Source organism: Symbiopectobacterium purcellii (assembly GCF_019797845.1).
In the GTDB taxonomy this organism is placed as follows: Bacteria; Pseudomonadota; Gammaproteobacteria; order Enterobacterales; family Enterobacteriaceae; genus Symbiopectobacterium; species Symbiopectobacterium purcellii.
On the sequence record NZ_CP081864.1, the window covers coordinates 1,089,016 to 1,102,291 of the forward strand.

The 13,276-nt window shown below is 50.3% G+C and carries 15 protein-coding genes, 1 tRNA gene and 1 pseudogene; 13 read left to right on the forward strand and 4 right to left on the reverse strand.

Features of this window, described 5'->3' with window-relative positions; all coding sequences use genetic code 11:
* Positions 1 to 79 precede the first annotated feature (79 nt).
* The 5 genes from K6K13_RS05140 to K6K13_RS05160 all read left to right on the forward strand — a co-directional run bounded on the left by K6K13_RS05140 (position 80) and on the right by K6K13_RS05160 (position 4,235).
* Positions 80 to 1,084, forward strand: coding sequence for a cation diffusion facilitator family transporter (locus K6K13_RS05140; RefSeq protein WP_222159820.1), 1,005 nt, complete (start codon positions 80 to 82; stop codon positions 1,082 to 1,084).
* Positions 1,081 to 1,398: an ArsR/SmtB family transcription factor gene (locus tag K6K13_RS05145; RefSeq protein ID WP_434064593.1), complete on the forward strand. Its 318-nt coding sequence runs from the start codon at positions 1,081 to 1,083 to the stop codon at positions 1,396 to 1,398. Before K6K13_RS05140 ends, K6K13_RS05145 begins: the two co-directional genes overlap by 4 nt.
* A 111-nt stretch (positions 1,399 to 1,509) precedes the next feature.
* A complete protein-coding gene (locus K6K13_RS05150) occupies positions 1,510 to 2,427 on the forward strand; it encodes a D-2-hydroxyacid dehydrogenase (RefSeq protein ID WP_222159821.1) in 918 nt (305 codons plus the stop codon).
* Positions 2,428 to 2,599: 172 nt separating this feature from the next.
* Positions 2,600 to 2,675: transfer RNA gene (locus K6K13_RS05155), tRNA-Gly, on the forward strand.
* Positions 2,676 to 2,900: 225 nt separating this feature from the next.
* Positions 2,901 to 4,235, forward strand: coding sequence for a tyrosine-type recombinase/integrase (locus tag K6K13_RS05160; RefSeq protein WP_222159822.1), 1,335 nt, complete (start codon positions 2,901 to 2,903; stop codon positions 4,233 to 4,235).
* On the opposite strand, the gene K6K13_RS05165 is transcribed toward K6K13_RS05160, so the two are convergent.
* Positions 4,222 to 4,476, reverse strand: a complete 255-nt coding sequence (locus tag K6K13_RS05165; RefSeq protein ID WP_222159823.1) for a helix-turn-helix domain-containing protein — start codon at positions 4,474 to 4,476, stop codon at positions 4,222 to 4,224. The genes K6K13_RS05160 and K6K13_RS05165 overlap by 14 nt on opposite strands.
* A 97-nt stretch (positions 4,477 to 4,573) precedes the next feature.
* On the reverse strand, positions 4,574 to 4,810 hold the full coding sequence (locus K6K13_RS05170) for a helix-turn-helix domain-containing protein (protein WP_252120493.1): 237 nt from the start codon (positions 4,808 to 4,810) through the stop codon (positions 4,574 to 4,576).
* Positions 4,811 to 4,923: 113 nt separating this feature from the next.
* Between K6K13_RS05170 and K6K13_RS05175 the strand changes: the two genes are divergently transcribed.
* The 4 genes from K6K13_RS05175 to K6K13_RS05190 all read left to right on the forward strand — a co-directional run bounded on the left by K6K13_RS05175 (position 4,924) and on the right by K6K13_RS05190 (position 9,170).
* Complete coding sequence (locus K6K13_RS05175) at positions 4,924 to 5,169, forward strand: helix-turn-helix domain-containing protein (protein WP_130640756.1); 246 nt, start codon at positions 4,924 to 4,926, stop codon at positions 5,167 to 5,169.
* Between the two features lie 782 nt (positions 5,170 to 5,951).
* The gene (locus K6K13_RS05180) at positions 5,952 to 6,827 is read left to right on the forward strand and encodes an integrase domain-containing protein (RefSeq protein ID WP_222159824.1); all 876 of its coding nucleotides are present in this window, start codon (positions 5,952 to 5,954) and stop codon (positions 6,825 to 6,827) included.
* Between the two features lie 326 nt (positions 6,828 to 7,153).
* The gene (locus K6K13_RS05185; protein ID WP_222159825.1) at positions 7,154 to 8,857 is read left to right on the forward strand and encodes an AAA family ATPase; all 1,704 of its coding nucleotides are present in this window, start codon (positions 7,154 to 7,156) and stop codon (positions 8,855 to 8,857) included.
* Positions 8,838 to 9,170: a hypothetical protein gene (locus K6K13_RS05190; protein WP_222159826.1), complete on the forward strand. Its 333-nt coding sequence runs from the start codon at positions 8,838 to 8,840 to the stop codon at positions 9,168 to 9,170. Before K6K13_RS05185 ends, K6K13_RS05190 begins: the two co-directional genes overlap by 20 nt.
* Before the next feature lie 299 nt (positions 9,171 to 9,469).
* Here the strand turns inward: K6K13_RS05190 and K6K13_RS05195 are convergent, their stop codons facing one another.
* Together K6K13_RS05195 and K6K13_RS05200 are read right to left on the reverse strand one after the other, a co-directional pair.
* Entirely contained in the window at positions 9,470 to 10,306 is an 837-nt protein-coding gene (locus tag K6K13_RS05195; protein WP_222159827.1) for a hypothetical protein, read from the reverse strand.
* 42 nt (positions 10,307 to 10,348) lie between these two features.
* Complete coding sequence (locus K6K13_RS05200) at positions 10,349 to 10,621, reverse strand: helix-turn-helix domain-containing protein (RefSeq protein WP_222160972.1); 273 nt, start codon at positions 10,619 to 10,621, stop codon at positions 10,349 to 10,351.
* A gap of 106 nt (positions 10,622 to 10,727) precedes the next feature.
* Between K6K13_RS05200 and K6K13_RS05205 the strand changes: the two genes are divergently transcribed.
* The 4 genes and pseudogenes from K6K13_RS05205 to kdpA all read left to right on the forward strand — a co-directional run bounded on the left by K6K13_RS05205 (position 10,728) and on the right by kdpA (position 13,269).
* The gene (locus K6K13_RS05205) at positions 10,728 to 10,931 is read left to right on the forward strand and encodes a helix-turn-helix domain-containing protein (RefSeq protein WP_222159828.1); all 204 of its coding nucleotides are present in this window, start codon (positions 10,728 to 10,730) and stop codon (positions 10,929 to 10,931) included.
* A 108-nt stretch (positions 10,932 to 11,039) separates the two neighbouring features.
* A pseudogene (locus K6K13_RS05210) lies at positions 11,040 to 11,333 on the forward strand (YciI family protein).
* A 161-nt stretch (positions 11,334 to 11,494) separates the two neighbouring features.
* A complete protein-coding gene (gene kdpF / locus K6K13_RS05215; protein WP_196907966.1) occupies positions 11,495 to 11,584 on the forward strand; it encodes a K(+)-transporting ATPase subunit F in 90 nt (29 codons plus the stop codon).
* Positions 11,584 to 13,269, forward strand: coding sequence for a potassium-transporting ATPase subunit KdpA (gene kdpA / locus K6K13_RS05220; protein WP_222159829.1), 1,686 nt, complete (start codon positions 11,584 to 11,586; stop codon positions 13,267 to 13,269). Before kdpF ends, kdpA begins: the two co-directional genes overlap by 1 nt.
* Positions 13,270 to 13,276 lie beyond the last annotated feature (7 nt).

The window sequence follows — 13,276 nt, forward strand, 5'->3', positions numbered from 1 at the left end:
TAACCTGTTTGCATTACTTGAATTTTAATATATTAATAGCTATTAATATATTAAATTATCTAAAGGCAGGAGAGGTACGATGTCCCATTCTCACCACGATCATGCTCACGACCATGCGCCGACGGTAACGCGATCGAATGAGCGTAAGGTCCTGATCGCCTTTGTGATTACTTTTACCTTTATGTTGGTAGAAGTCGTGGGCGGTGTGCTCTCCGGTTCGTTGGCGCTGCTGGCGGATGCGGGACATATGCTGACGGATGCCGCGGCGCTGGCGTTGTCCTATGCCGCCTTTCGTTTTGGCCGTCGTCATGCTGACACCAAGCGCACTTTTGGCTATTTGCGTTTCGAAGTCATTGCCGGGTTTATCAATGCGCTGACGCTGTTTGCTATTGTCATCTGGATAGCCTACGAGGCGTGGTTGCGTTTTCGCCAGCCGCACGAGGTGTTGGCGGGGCCGATGCTGGTTGTGGCGGCGATCGGGCTGCTGGTGAATATTGTGGTGTTCTGGATATTGACGCGCGGCGACAGCGAGCATGTCAATATCAAAGGCGCAGCACTGCATGTGATGGGCGATCTGCTCGGTTCCATCGGTGCTATCGCGGCGGCTATTGTGGTCTATTTTACCGGCTGGACTCCCATCGATCCTACTCTGTCGCTGGTGGTGTCTGTGCTGATTTTGCGCAGCGCGTTGGCGTTATTGAAAAAATCGCTGCACATACTCTTGGAAGGGGCACCCGCCAATGCCATGCCGCAAGAGATTGAACGCTACCTTAAAGGCAGCGTAGCGGGAGTGGCAGACATCCACCATGTGCATGTGTGGATGATCACGTCGGGGCGCACCCTGGCCACATTGCATGTACGCGCCAACGAGGGGGCGGACGTGCGTCAGGTGGTTCGGCAGGTAGAGCGTGAGCTTTATGACCGTTTTCACGTAGAACACGCAACGGTTGCCATTGACTGGGGTGATGAAGATGAGGCGGCCTGTAGGTGCAGCCTGTCACCTTTGAAGGAAATACATCAACATCATGACGATCATTCTCATCATGATACGGACATATCTGTTACGCGAGGGCACGCACATTGAGTCGTCATGCCATGCTTTCTCTGCATGAAACTACCATCCTGTCAGAAACGTTTCGTCTGATGGGCGATCCTACCCGTTTGCGCATTTTGCATTTCTGCCTGACGGGGCCACATGCTGTCGGTGATATTGCGCAAAACCTGGCGCTTTCACCGTCACTGGTGAGCCATCATTTACGTCTGCTACGCGGCGCGCGTTTGGTGAAGCGGGAGCGCCGATCACGGCAGATTTTTTATACCGTGGCGGATCACCACGTCACCACCATGTTGCTGGACATGGTGAACCACATTGGCGAGTCACAAGAAGAAGAAGAGTGACGCCTGTTAGAAAACGGTCCTGCATGCTGAAGGGGTTGCCACAGGCTTCTCGCTACGAGTAGGGTAGTTGTGGTTTTTTTACGGCTACCGTTGATAACGCGAGGGGGAGACATGGGGGCGATTCTTTTATTGGAATCTCGGGCAGAGGAACTGCGTGCGCTGTTAAGCACGAAAGCATCGGGGTTGGCCTATTGCCTTCCTGATGACGGAGAAGACGCCGTCGCGCGCTGTGATATTTGGCTTGGTGAGCCGGACCGGGCGGTTTCGTTGCTGGCTGCTGGGCATCGCCCGGCATGGCTGCAATCTACCTGGGCTGGTTTCAAGCCGCTGCTTGCAGCGGGTCTCCCGCAAGATTACCGTTTGAGTCGCGCCGTAGGGGTGTTTGGCCAACCGATTGCACAATATATCCTGGCGCATCTGTTGGCGCACGAGCAGCGTTTATTCGCATTGCAGGCACAGCAGCAACGTCAGGAATGGGATCGCCAACTGTCCGGGCTGTTGACGGGCAAAACCTTATTGATCGTTGGTGCGGGCGATATTGGCGCCGAGGTGGCCGCCATGTTGCGGTCATTTGGAGTAACGCTACATGGGATCGTTAATACACCGCGGGCGTTGCCCGGTTTTGCACGCGTGTCGGGAATTGACGCGCTGGCGCACGACGTGGCGCAGGCCGACTATGTAGTGAACCTGCTGCCGGATACGCCGAATCTGTATAACGCAGATTTGTTTGCCTGCATGAAGCCCGCCACGGTATTTATCAACGTGGGGCGCGGCACGTCTGTGGTGGATGACGATCTGGTGGCGGCGTTACGTGAAGGAAAACTGGCGAGAGCGGTGCTGGATGTTTTTCGTCAGGAGCCGCTGCCGCCGGAACACCCTTTTTGGCTCACGCCTCAACTGACCTTGACGCCGCATATTGCCGGTCCAATGGTGCCCGCGCTGATGGCTGATCTGTTCTTGGATAACTTGCAACGTTACTCTCAGGGGGCGGCGTTGCGCGGCGAGGTTGATTTTTCGCGCGAGTACTGAGTTCGCAAAGTATTGAGCACCAGCGCGCAGGGAATGACCACTTGCGCGCATTTTCACTGAAAAGGGCTTGCCAGCCTGAAATGATTGGTACATAATGCTCACCGCTAACACGAAGTGTTGAATAATTTTAATGTATTCAATGTGTTACCGTTGGTTGAAATACACTTCCTAAGCGGGAATAGCTCAGTTGGTAGAGCACGACCTTGCCAAGGTCGGGGTCGCGAGTTCGAGTCTCGTTTCCCGCTCCAATTCTTGTTCTATAGACGTTCACTACGATCTGTAGCTCCCTGATTTAACAAGCTAATCGCTCTGTTGAGCATCCAGCTAAATCCACTGAAAACCACCGTCAACCACGCCGAAGTAGTACACAAATTAGTACACGAAAATCGGGTGCGTTACGGATGCGGATTGTTTGCTGAGTCGCTTTCCTGTGCGCGGTACACCTCTCTTCAACCTTGAAGGAGGCAACCCCTATGGCGTTAACCGATGCCGTCGCCCGGCAGGCCCGCACTACCGGCAAAGCCTATACCCTGAACGATAGCGACGGGCTGTCGCTGTTCGTGACCGCAAACGGCGCGAAGAAATGGCACTTCCGTTTTTCGTTGCAGGGCAAACAGCAGCGAATTTCCTTAGGCTCTTATCCTGAATTTTCCCTTAAACAGGCGCGCCAGCAGCGTGATGAATTGCGCATGCAGTTGGCCGGGGGCATCGATCCGCGCAATTACCGCCAGCAGTCCAACACTGCGGCGCAGAGTACCTTTGACGCGGTGTTCCGCCAGTGGCGCGACTTCAAGGCGCTGAGTCTGGAGAGCGGACGGCAAAGCACTCTGTCGCAGATCGATCGCATTTTCGCTAAGGATGTGTTGCCGTCGCTGGGCGGTCTGTCGATTTTCGACGTGGAGCCATCGTATATTCTGGCGGTTCTGCGTCGGATAGAACGCCACAAGGCGTTTACCACTGCTGAAAAGGTGCGCACCTGGCTGAATCAGTTATTCCGCTACGCTAAAGTGGAAAAGGGCGTGCATTACAATCCGGCCAGCGATCTGGATATCGTGGCCGCGCCTCGACCGCCGGTGACGCACAATCCCTTTTTACGCATGGATGAACTGCCTGCGTTTCTGTGCACGCTGCGCGACTACGGCGGGCAGGAGACGACCAAACAGGGGTTACGGCTGCTGCTGTTGACGGGCGTGCGTACTGGAGAGTTGCGTCTTGCTGAACCTGACCAGTTCGATCTTAAGCGTGGGTTGTGGATTATTCCGCCCGCGTCGGTCAAGCAGTTGCAGGTCAGGATGCGCCGGGAAGGTAACAGCGTGCCGGCTTATGTGGTGCCGCTGCCGCGACAGGCCATCGACATCGTGAAAGCGCTTTTAACGTTGCAGAAGCGACGACCGGCGCAACGCTACCTGCTTCCCAATTGCAACAACCTGCAAAAGCGCATCAGCGAAAATACGCTTAATAGCGCGCTGAAACGTATGGGTTATGCGGATCGACTAACCGGTCACGGTATTCGGGCGACGATCTCGACGGCGTTAAACGAACTCGGCTATCCGAAAGAGTGGATCGAGGTGCAGCTATCGCACGCCGATCCCAACAAGATCCGCGCCGCTTATAACCATGCGTCTTACGTCGAACAGCGGCGGATGATGATGCAGGAATGGGCCGACCGCTTGGATCGGTGGGAAGGTGGGGAAGCGGTGACGAAAAGCGCTGCGACGCGGGGCATCGACGCGTTTGGCATGGCGGCGAACAGTCGGATATGGCCTGCTGAGGGAGCGCCGTTGTTGCGCGAGGTTATTTTGCGCTGAGTGGCTTATGTTTCGTTGGGATTTTGTTGATGATGTTAATCGGGTCGAGAGAGAGTAAACGGGAAAGATGGATGAACTCGACAATATCTAACCGACGTTCTCCGTTCTCGACCTTTGCGATAAACGATTGAGGGCGATCCAGTGCCCGTGCCAAATTTTCCTGTGTGATCCCTTTCGCTATACGCGCCTCGCGCAGCGCCTTGATAACGCGTTGATATTCATCGGAGTAAATAGAAGCCATTGTCGTTAATCCCGGTAGAAATACCGGGTTGACTATCAATGATAGTTAGCTTTATCCCAAAAAAGGATATTGGCATTTGTCGCTTAAATGATTCTGTTTATTTGGCCATTTTTTGAGTGATGATTTTTTCCAGAACCGGAGCTGGATCGACAGACAATAAATGCGCCAGCAAAGCAAACTCCACGACATCTAGCTTGCGCTCACCACTCTCGACTTTAGCGATAAATGATTGTGGTCGACCTAACATATCGGCCAGTTTTTGCTGGCTGATACCTTTACTGATTCTAGCCTCGCGAAGCGTTCTGGTAACTAACTTATATTCTTCTGAATAAATTTATGTCATCTCGCTAACCTTGATCGATATCCCAAAATCGAATATCAATCATTTATTGAATTATCCCAAAACGGGATAATTGATTGTGTTTGTTATACGAGGGAGTTAGAGAGATGAGTAAAAATGACTGGCATCCTGCTGATATCATTGCGAGTTTAAGAAAGCGGGGAACAACATTGTCGGCGGTTTCCAGAGAGGCGGGACTGGCCTCGTCCACGTTGGCGAATGCGTTGACGCGACACTGGCCGAAGGGTGAGCGCTTAATTGCTGATGCACTGAAAAAACAGCCGGAAGAGATCTGGCCTTCACGTTATCAGGATATCGGGCGCGGGCAGGGTGGAGAAAGGGAGGTAGATTGAAAACCTATCCGGTGAAAATTTACAAAATCTTTTTCATACTGTTAGTGGATTTAGACGCTCCTTACTGGATTTCTATGGAATAGAAATCCAGTAAGGAGCCAACAAGCGCAGCGCGTTAGCCGCTTGATATACGGATTTTGGCGCAGTAGATTGTCAGTGTTACACCGCTGCTGCAAGCAGCACTCCGATGTTGCCACGACCTTTAGGGCAACGCGCAGGCCAAGCCTGTGTGGTCGATTCCCAACCCGCCACGCTACCCTTTTGCGGGTGATCGCTGCGGCGATGGTAGCTAACTTGTCTCAACGCCTTAGGGCTGCATCCCGTTTGTTCTGCCTTTCGCATACGCATTGATGCGTAACAACCTTGATAGCTGGTGCAACCGTCCGCGGCCTTTTGCTGCCTCAGCGAATGCATCCATGAGGCAGCGGCGTCACTTCATACGGCTGAAGGCCGTTGCAAGTGACGCCACGAACGATCTCTGCGCCAGCCCTTACGCCACAGCGCTTTCCTGCACGACCTGTCATCTGACGCACATTTCCTGCGTCAATTTACATCAACTCACTTATCAGAGGAGGACTGAACCGATACCTGAGGCAGGCTTTCAGCCTGAGGGGATCACCCTGCTGATGCAGGCGGCTGCACCGAGTGCATAACCGATGTCCCCGTCATACCTCAACCGCTGCCGCTCCGGCGCGCAGGTATTGTTCAGCACGGCACGGGATACCGTGTCGTGAATCGCCGTGCGCCGGAGAACAGAGGTTATTGAGGATGGGGGATAGTATATGTCACGCTTAAGCCGGGAAATACAGACGTTGGCCCGACAGGCTGGCTGCAGCCATAAGACGGTGCATGACCGACTAAAAATTGCAGAGCGGCTTGCCAGTCACCTGCTGTCTTTGAATATTCAGATACGCACGGTGCAGCATCTGAAAGCGAAACATATCGAATGCTATATCGCCGAGCGCTTAGAACAGGGAATTACTTTGCGCACGCTGCATAATGAAATGGCAGCGGTACGGGTGATGTTGCGTATCGCTGGACGGAACAAGCTGGCGGATGCGGAACGGCTGAGCAACAAGGCGTTAGGGCTGAGCGGCGCCAGCCGGGACGGCACCCGAAAGGCGATTACGCCGGAGCGCTATCGGGCGGCGCTGGCAATCCTGCAACAGAAAGATGCCGGACTTGCGCTGACGTTGCAACTGGCACGGATGATGGGCCTACGCTCACAGGAAGCGGTGCAGTGTTCGCAGTCGCTACAGACATGGGCCGCAGCGCTGGAGCGAGGCCATGAACAATTGACTGTGGTATTCGGCACCAAAGGTGGACGGCCCCGGCAAACGCGGGTGCTGGATCGGGAAGCGGTAACGCAAACAGTGAGTCAGGCGCTGGCGGTGGCCTATACTCGCAATGGTCGACTGATTGATAAACCGGATCTGAAAAGCGCCATCAATCGCTGGCGCTCGCAAACTGCCTTGGCTGGACTAAAGGGGCAATACTCCCCGCACAGCTTGCGTTACGCGTGGGTACAAGATGCAATGCGTTATTATCGGCAGCAGGGTTTCAGCAACCGGGAAGCAAGTGCGCTGGTGTCGATGGATTTAGGGCATGGGGATGGGCGAGGGCGGTATGTTGAACGGGTTTATGGGAAAACAGGGTAGGCTATTTTCTTTATCGGGTTGGCTTGTTTTGTGTTTACGGGCTTTTAGTAATAGCCTATTCAGGACTATGATTACAGATAGAACTCTTTGCAGCAAATCATACACCTATGAAGATATAGTATCGAATTATATATTTTTTCATTCTATACTATAGATAGGTATAGATTTAACATAAATGTAGTAACCATATGGTATTATATTTTTCGAATGCTGTTTTATGCACATTAGTTAGCCGTAATGGTTATATATGGCCGTATAATATATGTTTTTCATTCTATATCATCAATCAATCAATGAATATTCAATCGTATTAGTAAGGATAAAATATGAGACTCAGTAGAGCTAGAATACAGAATTATAGAAGTATCATTGATACTGGAGAGTTCGAAGTTGAACAACTTAAAACGATTTTAGTTGGTCCAAATGAAGCAGGGAAGACGGCAATACTGCAAGCACTTCAACAAATAAATCCTCCCCCGAATGTAAAAAAACTAAATCCACTTAGAGATTATCCTAGGTCTCAATATACGAAAATAAGTAGAGGTGATATAGAGCCTAAAGATATTAATGTGGTGTCTGTTATATTTAAGCTGGATGATGAAGATAGAGAAAAAGCTCCAAAAAGATTAACAGAAAAAGAAATTCTATATAAGTTTGAACGTCGTTTGGATAACTCTGCTTGTCATCAATTGATTGGAGTTGATCGCCCTGTTTTTTCTGATGTTAAAATAGATCTTCTTAAGCTTGTTTATCATCTTGACCGGAATATCCCTCAGGAGGGCGTTAAAGAGCATGAGAAAAGTTTAGAAAAATTAATAAATGATTGGGCGGATAATAAAATAATAACTAATGATGCGTCAACTTTGAAGACTTGGCTTGATAGTAAGTTGGTTCATGTTGATGAAGAGAATGAAAAAGAAAGTGAACGTTGGAGAAAATTAAGTGATGAAATAAATTATATAATTGAATATGGGGATTTTTTGAAATATCTAGATAATAATAAACCTATATTTGTGTTGTATAGCAATTATTTTAGGGTAAAACCAATTATCCATCTTGGGAATCTTGCCAAGCGCATTGCATCAAATACGTTAGATGATGATTCCTATGATTACGGAAATATATGTTTACTTAACTTGCTAGGGTTTTCCGCTGAAGAATTATCTGACTTGGGTAAGGTGGCCGATCCAAGTCATACAACAAATAATCTTGATACTTATCGTGAAAAGCTGGACAAACGAAGCTATGAACTTAACGCAGCTAGCGTTGAACTAACTACTCACATAGTAAAAGTTTGGAATCCAAATGAGAGTAAAAGTGAAGCCAGTAAATTAAAACTTGTGGCTGATGGACAATATTTAAAGGTTGTTGTTGAAGATGATATAGGCATTGAAGTTGAGCTAGACCAACGTTCAGAAGGCTTCCAATGGCTTGTCTCATTTTTTATCGTGTTTTTTGCAGAGGCTAAAGGAAAACATAAAAATACGATATTATTATTAGATGAACCAGGGGTTAGCTTACATGCGCTGAAACAGCGAGAATTTAGAAAGACTATTTCGTTACTGGCCAATGAGAATCAAACAATATATTCAACTCACTCACCATTTATGGTGGGACCTGATGAACTGGACTTAGTAAGAGTCGTAGAGCTAACTGATAGACGAGTTGGTACTAAAGTCCATACAACTGTATCTTCTAGCGATCCCGCAGCTTTATTACCTTTGCAGGAAGCACTTGGCTATGATCTCGCACAAAGCCTTTTTTCAAATCAAAGAAATTTAATTCTGGAAGGACTTACTGATTATTGGTATATTGAAGCTATATCGAATTTATTTAAAGAATCTAATAAGACATATCTTAATGATAAAATTTCTTTAATTCCTGCAAATACCGCTAGTAAAGTTGTTTATTTTGCCACAATTCTGGTTTCCCATAATTTAAAAGTAGCTGCGCTTCTGGATTCTGATAATGCAGGTGATCAAGCAGCGAAGCAGGAAGCAGGAAGTGTTAGTGCACCGTTTAGGTGCTAAAAGAATTATACGAACATCTGACTATACAAAGCCAAAAGTTGAAAAAGCTGAGATTGAAGATCTTTTACGCAACACGCTCATTAATGTTGCGAAAGATTATCTTAATTGGGATATATCTGAAGCAGCTTCAGATGCTTCAGAACAGCCTATTGTAGATGTTTTTAAAAGAGAAATAGGTAGTGATTTTTCCAAGTATAAATTGGCTAAGTCATTCCTTAGATGGTCAAGGGACCATAGTGCTACAAATTTAAGTAAAGATGAGATTGAAAATTGCTCTGCCCTAATTAATTCAATTAACTTAGCTTTGAAATAATGACAATTATATGCCTACTGATTGAATCGTTGGTAGGCATTTTAGCGAATGCTTTGTTTCGAATATTGCATACTTGCCAACATCCCCAACCTAGTACACAATATAGCCAGTCAACCAACAAGGTGTACCGAAAACCCTTGTTGAATCAGCCGATTGGGCGAGAAATGCCTTTCTCGTTTCCCGCTCCAAAATGCGATGTGTGGAATACTCAATGATTCTGCAACGTATTAAAAAATAGACCGAAAGGTCTTTTTTTTTGCCTGCAATCCTGACATGAGCTCTCCACTGGCATAATGTGATTATCGATGCAGCTCACTCTCCACAGCTTCACACCCTAAACTTTTACGCATTTGTGCTTTGAGCGGTTCTGCCACTTCTGGGCGTAAGCGTGCGTGTATTTTTTCCACGTTTTCACAGCCTTTAGGCTGAGGTGGGGGCAGCGGTTCCGTTCTCGTTAATATCCCCCACAGGACATAAAGAAGGAACCCGACGAGTACCGTAAACCCACACCAAAAACCGATGAGGGCGAGGCGTATTTCGAACGGCACGGGACGTGGTGATGCATTAAGGGGGGGCGTCGGGGCGGGGGGCTCACTGTCTGGCGCAGCGCACTGACTGGCATACGGGACGAAGTATTTCGATACTGATTCAGTACCGAACTGCTGCTCAACGTATTGCCATGCGCTGACGGGCATCAACAAAAAAGACAGCGTGTCGCTCATCTGGCTTTCGGTATGCACGCGCAAGGCATATCCGCGGGTAAGTAGTAGATGTTCAATGCGCGCCTGCTCCGCATCATACTCCTCTGATCCCAGCGAATAGTGATGAAAAACGTGCTGAACGCCAGCAACGTTGGCCGTAGCGGTTTCAACGTCGCTGTCGTAGTCAAATTCAGTAGAAAACACCGGGTCTTCCAGGCCGAGCGAGATCCCCTCCAGCAGGCTGAAAATCCCCTCCCGCCAGTCGATATGGATGCCGTAGACGCTCATAAAAGTTGACTGATAGTCATCTCGTGAGGACGCTGTTTGCGCGCTCTCTTCATGGTCGTTGAAAAATGCATGACGCCTGGCGCAGGCCCATTCATCATTCTCAGCAGCAAAAAAATCTGAAAACGCATCCCTGTCAGGTAATTGCACTGGGGTTCCTTCCCTTGTTTAGCGCGTTTTTTTTACGCGGTCCTATGCATTCTTTGCTTGCTGTATGCGGTCACTTTCATACAACTGCAAAATGCGTTCTGCGAAGTCATCATCGACGGTATAAAAATAGCTTTCCGGTACGCCGAGTACGCGGGCGAAGGCGCACATCATCTCAAATGTGGGGCGATAGGTGCCGCTTTCATACTGTGAGACACGCGATCGCGCGGTCGCTTCTTCGATGCCTGCGAGCACTCCCAGTTTTTCCTGAGTCAACTTGGCATGCAGGCGGGCGGATTTAAGGCGAGCAGGTAGCATCATGGCACCATCGATAATCGATATTGACTTAGTGTTTAGCATTACTTAATATCGCCGTTGTTTAGATATGCTGAACATTTGCACGTAATAACAGCGGGGGATGGTAATGGACGGTAAGGACTGGCACCCGGCAGATATCGTAGCGGGTTTGAAAAAGCGTGGCACGACGCTGTCAGCGCTTTCCCGAGAAGCGGGATTGGCGTCATCAACACTGGCAAATGCGTTGGTGCGACGCTGGCCCAAAGGCGAGCGGCTGATTGCCAAGGCATTGAGCAAACGGCCAGAAGAGATTTGGCCTTCGCGCTATTAGCCCACAGAGAGTGGCATATACCCTGATTCTTTATCAAAAAATCGCTTCATCCCTCTCCTGTCGAGGAGTAGCCTTGTGTTATCCCTTACGTAATACATGGAATTTACAATGAGTGTGGTTTATGTGGTGGTACTGACCTATGTGCAGCCGCTTGAAGCGATTGATCAACAGATTCCTGCCCATGTTTAATGGTTAAAACAGGGCTATGCCGACGGTATTTTTCTCGCTTCCGGCCGCCGCATTCCGCGCACTGGCGGCATCATTCTGGCGAAAAGTGACAGCCTCGAACAGTTGCAGGCGCGCCTTAGTCAGGATCCGTTTCAGAAACTGGGGCTGGCCAACGCAGACATCATTCCGTTTGATGCCAGTATGACGGCCCCTGCGCTGCAAGGCCTGCTGTGACCCCTTCGTGTTAACCCGGCCGGCTCATCGATGCTGATTGAGCTGGTTATGCCCTCGGCATTTTTATACCTTTTTTACACCCCCGCCTGCGATATTAACGACATTTTTACGCCCTGATTCTTACACTCGAACCACATTCAATAAACGCGGGGAGATAAACCGTGAATGTGGGACTGATGACCGGCATCGTGCTGGTATTTCTATTATTGGGCTATCTGTTTTACGCCCTGTTCCGGGCGGAGGAATTCTGATGGCGGCCAATGCGTTTTTACTTCTGGCCAGCTTTCTGGCCGTATTATTGGTGCTGGCCCAGCCGTTAGGTCGGTTGATGACGGGCATGGTGCTCGATCGTGCTTTACCCGGCGTGGCGGCGTTCGAACAGGGCGTTTGGCGCGTGTGTGGCGTGTCAGACAGCGAGATGAACTGGCGTCAGTATCTGTGCGCCATTCTGCTGTTTAACACCCTTGGGCTGTTTTTTCTGGTGGTACTGTTGATGGCGCAGGGGAGCTTGCCCTATAACCCCCAGCAGTTGCCCGGCTTGTCCTGGCATTTGGCGCTGAACACCGCCATCAGCTTTGTCAGTAACACTAACTGGCAATCCTACGCCGGAGAATCCACCCTGAGCTATTTCAGCCAGATGGTGGGGCTTGCGGTACAGAATTTCTTATCGGCTGCCACCGGGATCGCGGTGCTGTTTGCGCTGATGCGTGGCTTTTCCCGTCAGAGCACTGACGCACTTGGCAACGTCTGGCGCGATCTGACGCGCATTACGCTGTTTGTGTTGTTGCCACTGTCACTGCTGATGGCGCTGTTTCTGGTCAGTCAGGGGGTGATTCAGAATGTTAATCCGTACCTGACGCTCACCACGCTTGAAGGCGCACAGCAGACGTTGCCGATGGGGCCAGTGGCGTCGCAGGAAGCGATCAAAATGCTCGGCACTAACGGCGGTGGTTTTTTCAATGCCAACTCCGCTCACCCGTTCGAAAACCCCACCGCGTTGACTAATTTTGTACAAATGCTGGCGATTTTTCTCATTCCTGCCGCGCTGTGTTTCACCTTCGGCGAAACGGTGCGCAGCCGGGCGCAGGGACGAACCCTGCTGTGGGCCATGACGCTGATGTTTGTTGTGGCGGCGGTGCTGGTGATGATGGCGGAGGTGAAGGGTAACCCGAATTTGACGCTGCTTGGCGCTGACAGCGCAATGAATTGGGAAGGGAAAGAGAGCCGCTTCGGTATTCTTAACGCCAGCCTGTTTGCCGTGATCACCACGGCGGCATCGTGCGGTGCGGTCAACGCCATGCATGACTCCTTTACCGCGCTGGGGGGGATGATTCCTCTGTGGTTGATGCAACTGGGGGAAGTGGTGTTTGGCGGTGTTGGCTCGGGGCTGTACGGCATGCTGATGAACGTGCTGCTGGCGGTGTTTATTGCCGGGTTAATGATTGGCCGCACGCCGGAATATCTGGGAAAGAAAATCGGTGTACCGGAAATGAAGATGGCGGCGATTTATATCCTGATCACCCCATCACTGGTGCTGTTGGGTACGGCGCTGGCGATGATGACCGATGCCGGGCGCGCTGGAATCTTCAACCCGGGGCCGCACGGTTTTAGCGAGGTGCTCTATGCGCTCTCTTCTGCGGCCAACAACAACGGCAGCGCCTTTGCCGGGCTGTCGGCCAATACGCCGTTCTGGAACCTGCTGCTGGGCGCGGCGATGTTGATTGGACGCTTTGCCCCTTTTATTCCGCTGCTGGCCATTGCCGGTTCATTGGCAGCACGCAAGATCCAGCCTGCCAGCCCTGGCACCTTGCCGACGCACGGCGCACTGTTTGTCGCGCTGATTATTGGCACCGTGTTGCTGATTGGCGCACTGACGTTTATCCCTGCGCTGGCGCTGGGGCCTGTTATCGAACATTTGCAGTTACTGGCGCGCTAATCGCCGG

Excerpts from the sequence above, each read along its gene's own strand:
- K6K13_RS05160 (WP_222159822.1), top strand. The coding sequence starts at position 2,901 with ATGGCGTTAACCGATGCCGTCGCCCGGCAGGCCCGCACTACCGGCAAA.
- K6K13_RS05165 (WP_222159823.1), bottom strand. The coding sequence starts at position 4,476 with ATGGCTTCTATTTACTCCGATGAATATCAACGCGTTATCAAGGCGCTG.
- K6K13_RS05175 (WP_130640756.1), top strand. The coding sequence starts at position 4,924 with ATGAGTAAAAATGACTGGCATCCTGCTGATATCATTGCGAGTTTAAGA.
- K6K13_RS05185 (WP_222159825.1), top strand. The coding sequence starts at position 7,154 with ATGAGACTCAGTAGAGCTAGAATACAGAATTATAGAAGTATCATTGAT.
- K6K13_RS05180 (WP_222159824.1), top strand. The coding sequence starts at position 5,952 with ATGTCACGCTTAAGCCGGGAAATACAGACGTTGGCCCGACAGGCTGGC.
- K6K13_RS05205 (WP_222159828.1), top strand. The coding sequence starts at position 10,728 with ATGGACGGTAAGGACTGGCACCCGGCAGATATCGTAGCGGGTTTGAAA.
- K6K13_RS05200 (WP_222160972.1), bottom strand. The coding sequence starts at position 10,621 with ATGCTACCTGCTCGCCTTAAATCCGCCCGCCTGCATGCCAAGTTGACT.
- K6K13_RS05140 (WP_222159820.1), top strand. The coding sequence starts at position 80 with ATGTCCCATTCTCACCACGATCATGCTCACGACCATGCGCCGACGGTA.
- K6K13_RS05150 (WP_222159821.1), top strand. The coding sequence starts at position 1,510 with ATGGGGGCGATTCTTTTATTGGAATCTCGGGCAGAGGAACTGCGTGCG.
- kdpA (WP_222159829.1), top strand. The coding sequence starts at position 11,584 with ATGGCGGCCAATGCGTTTTTACTTCTGGCCAGCTTTCTGGCCGTATTA.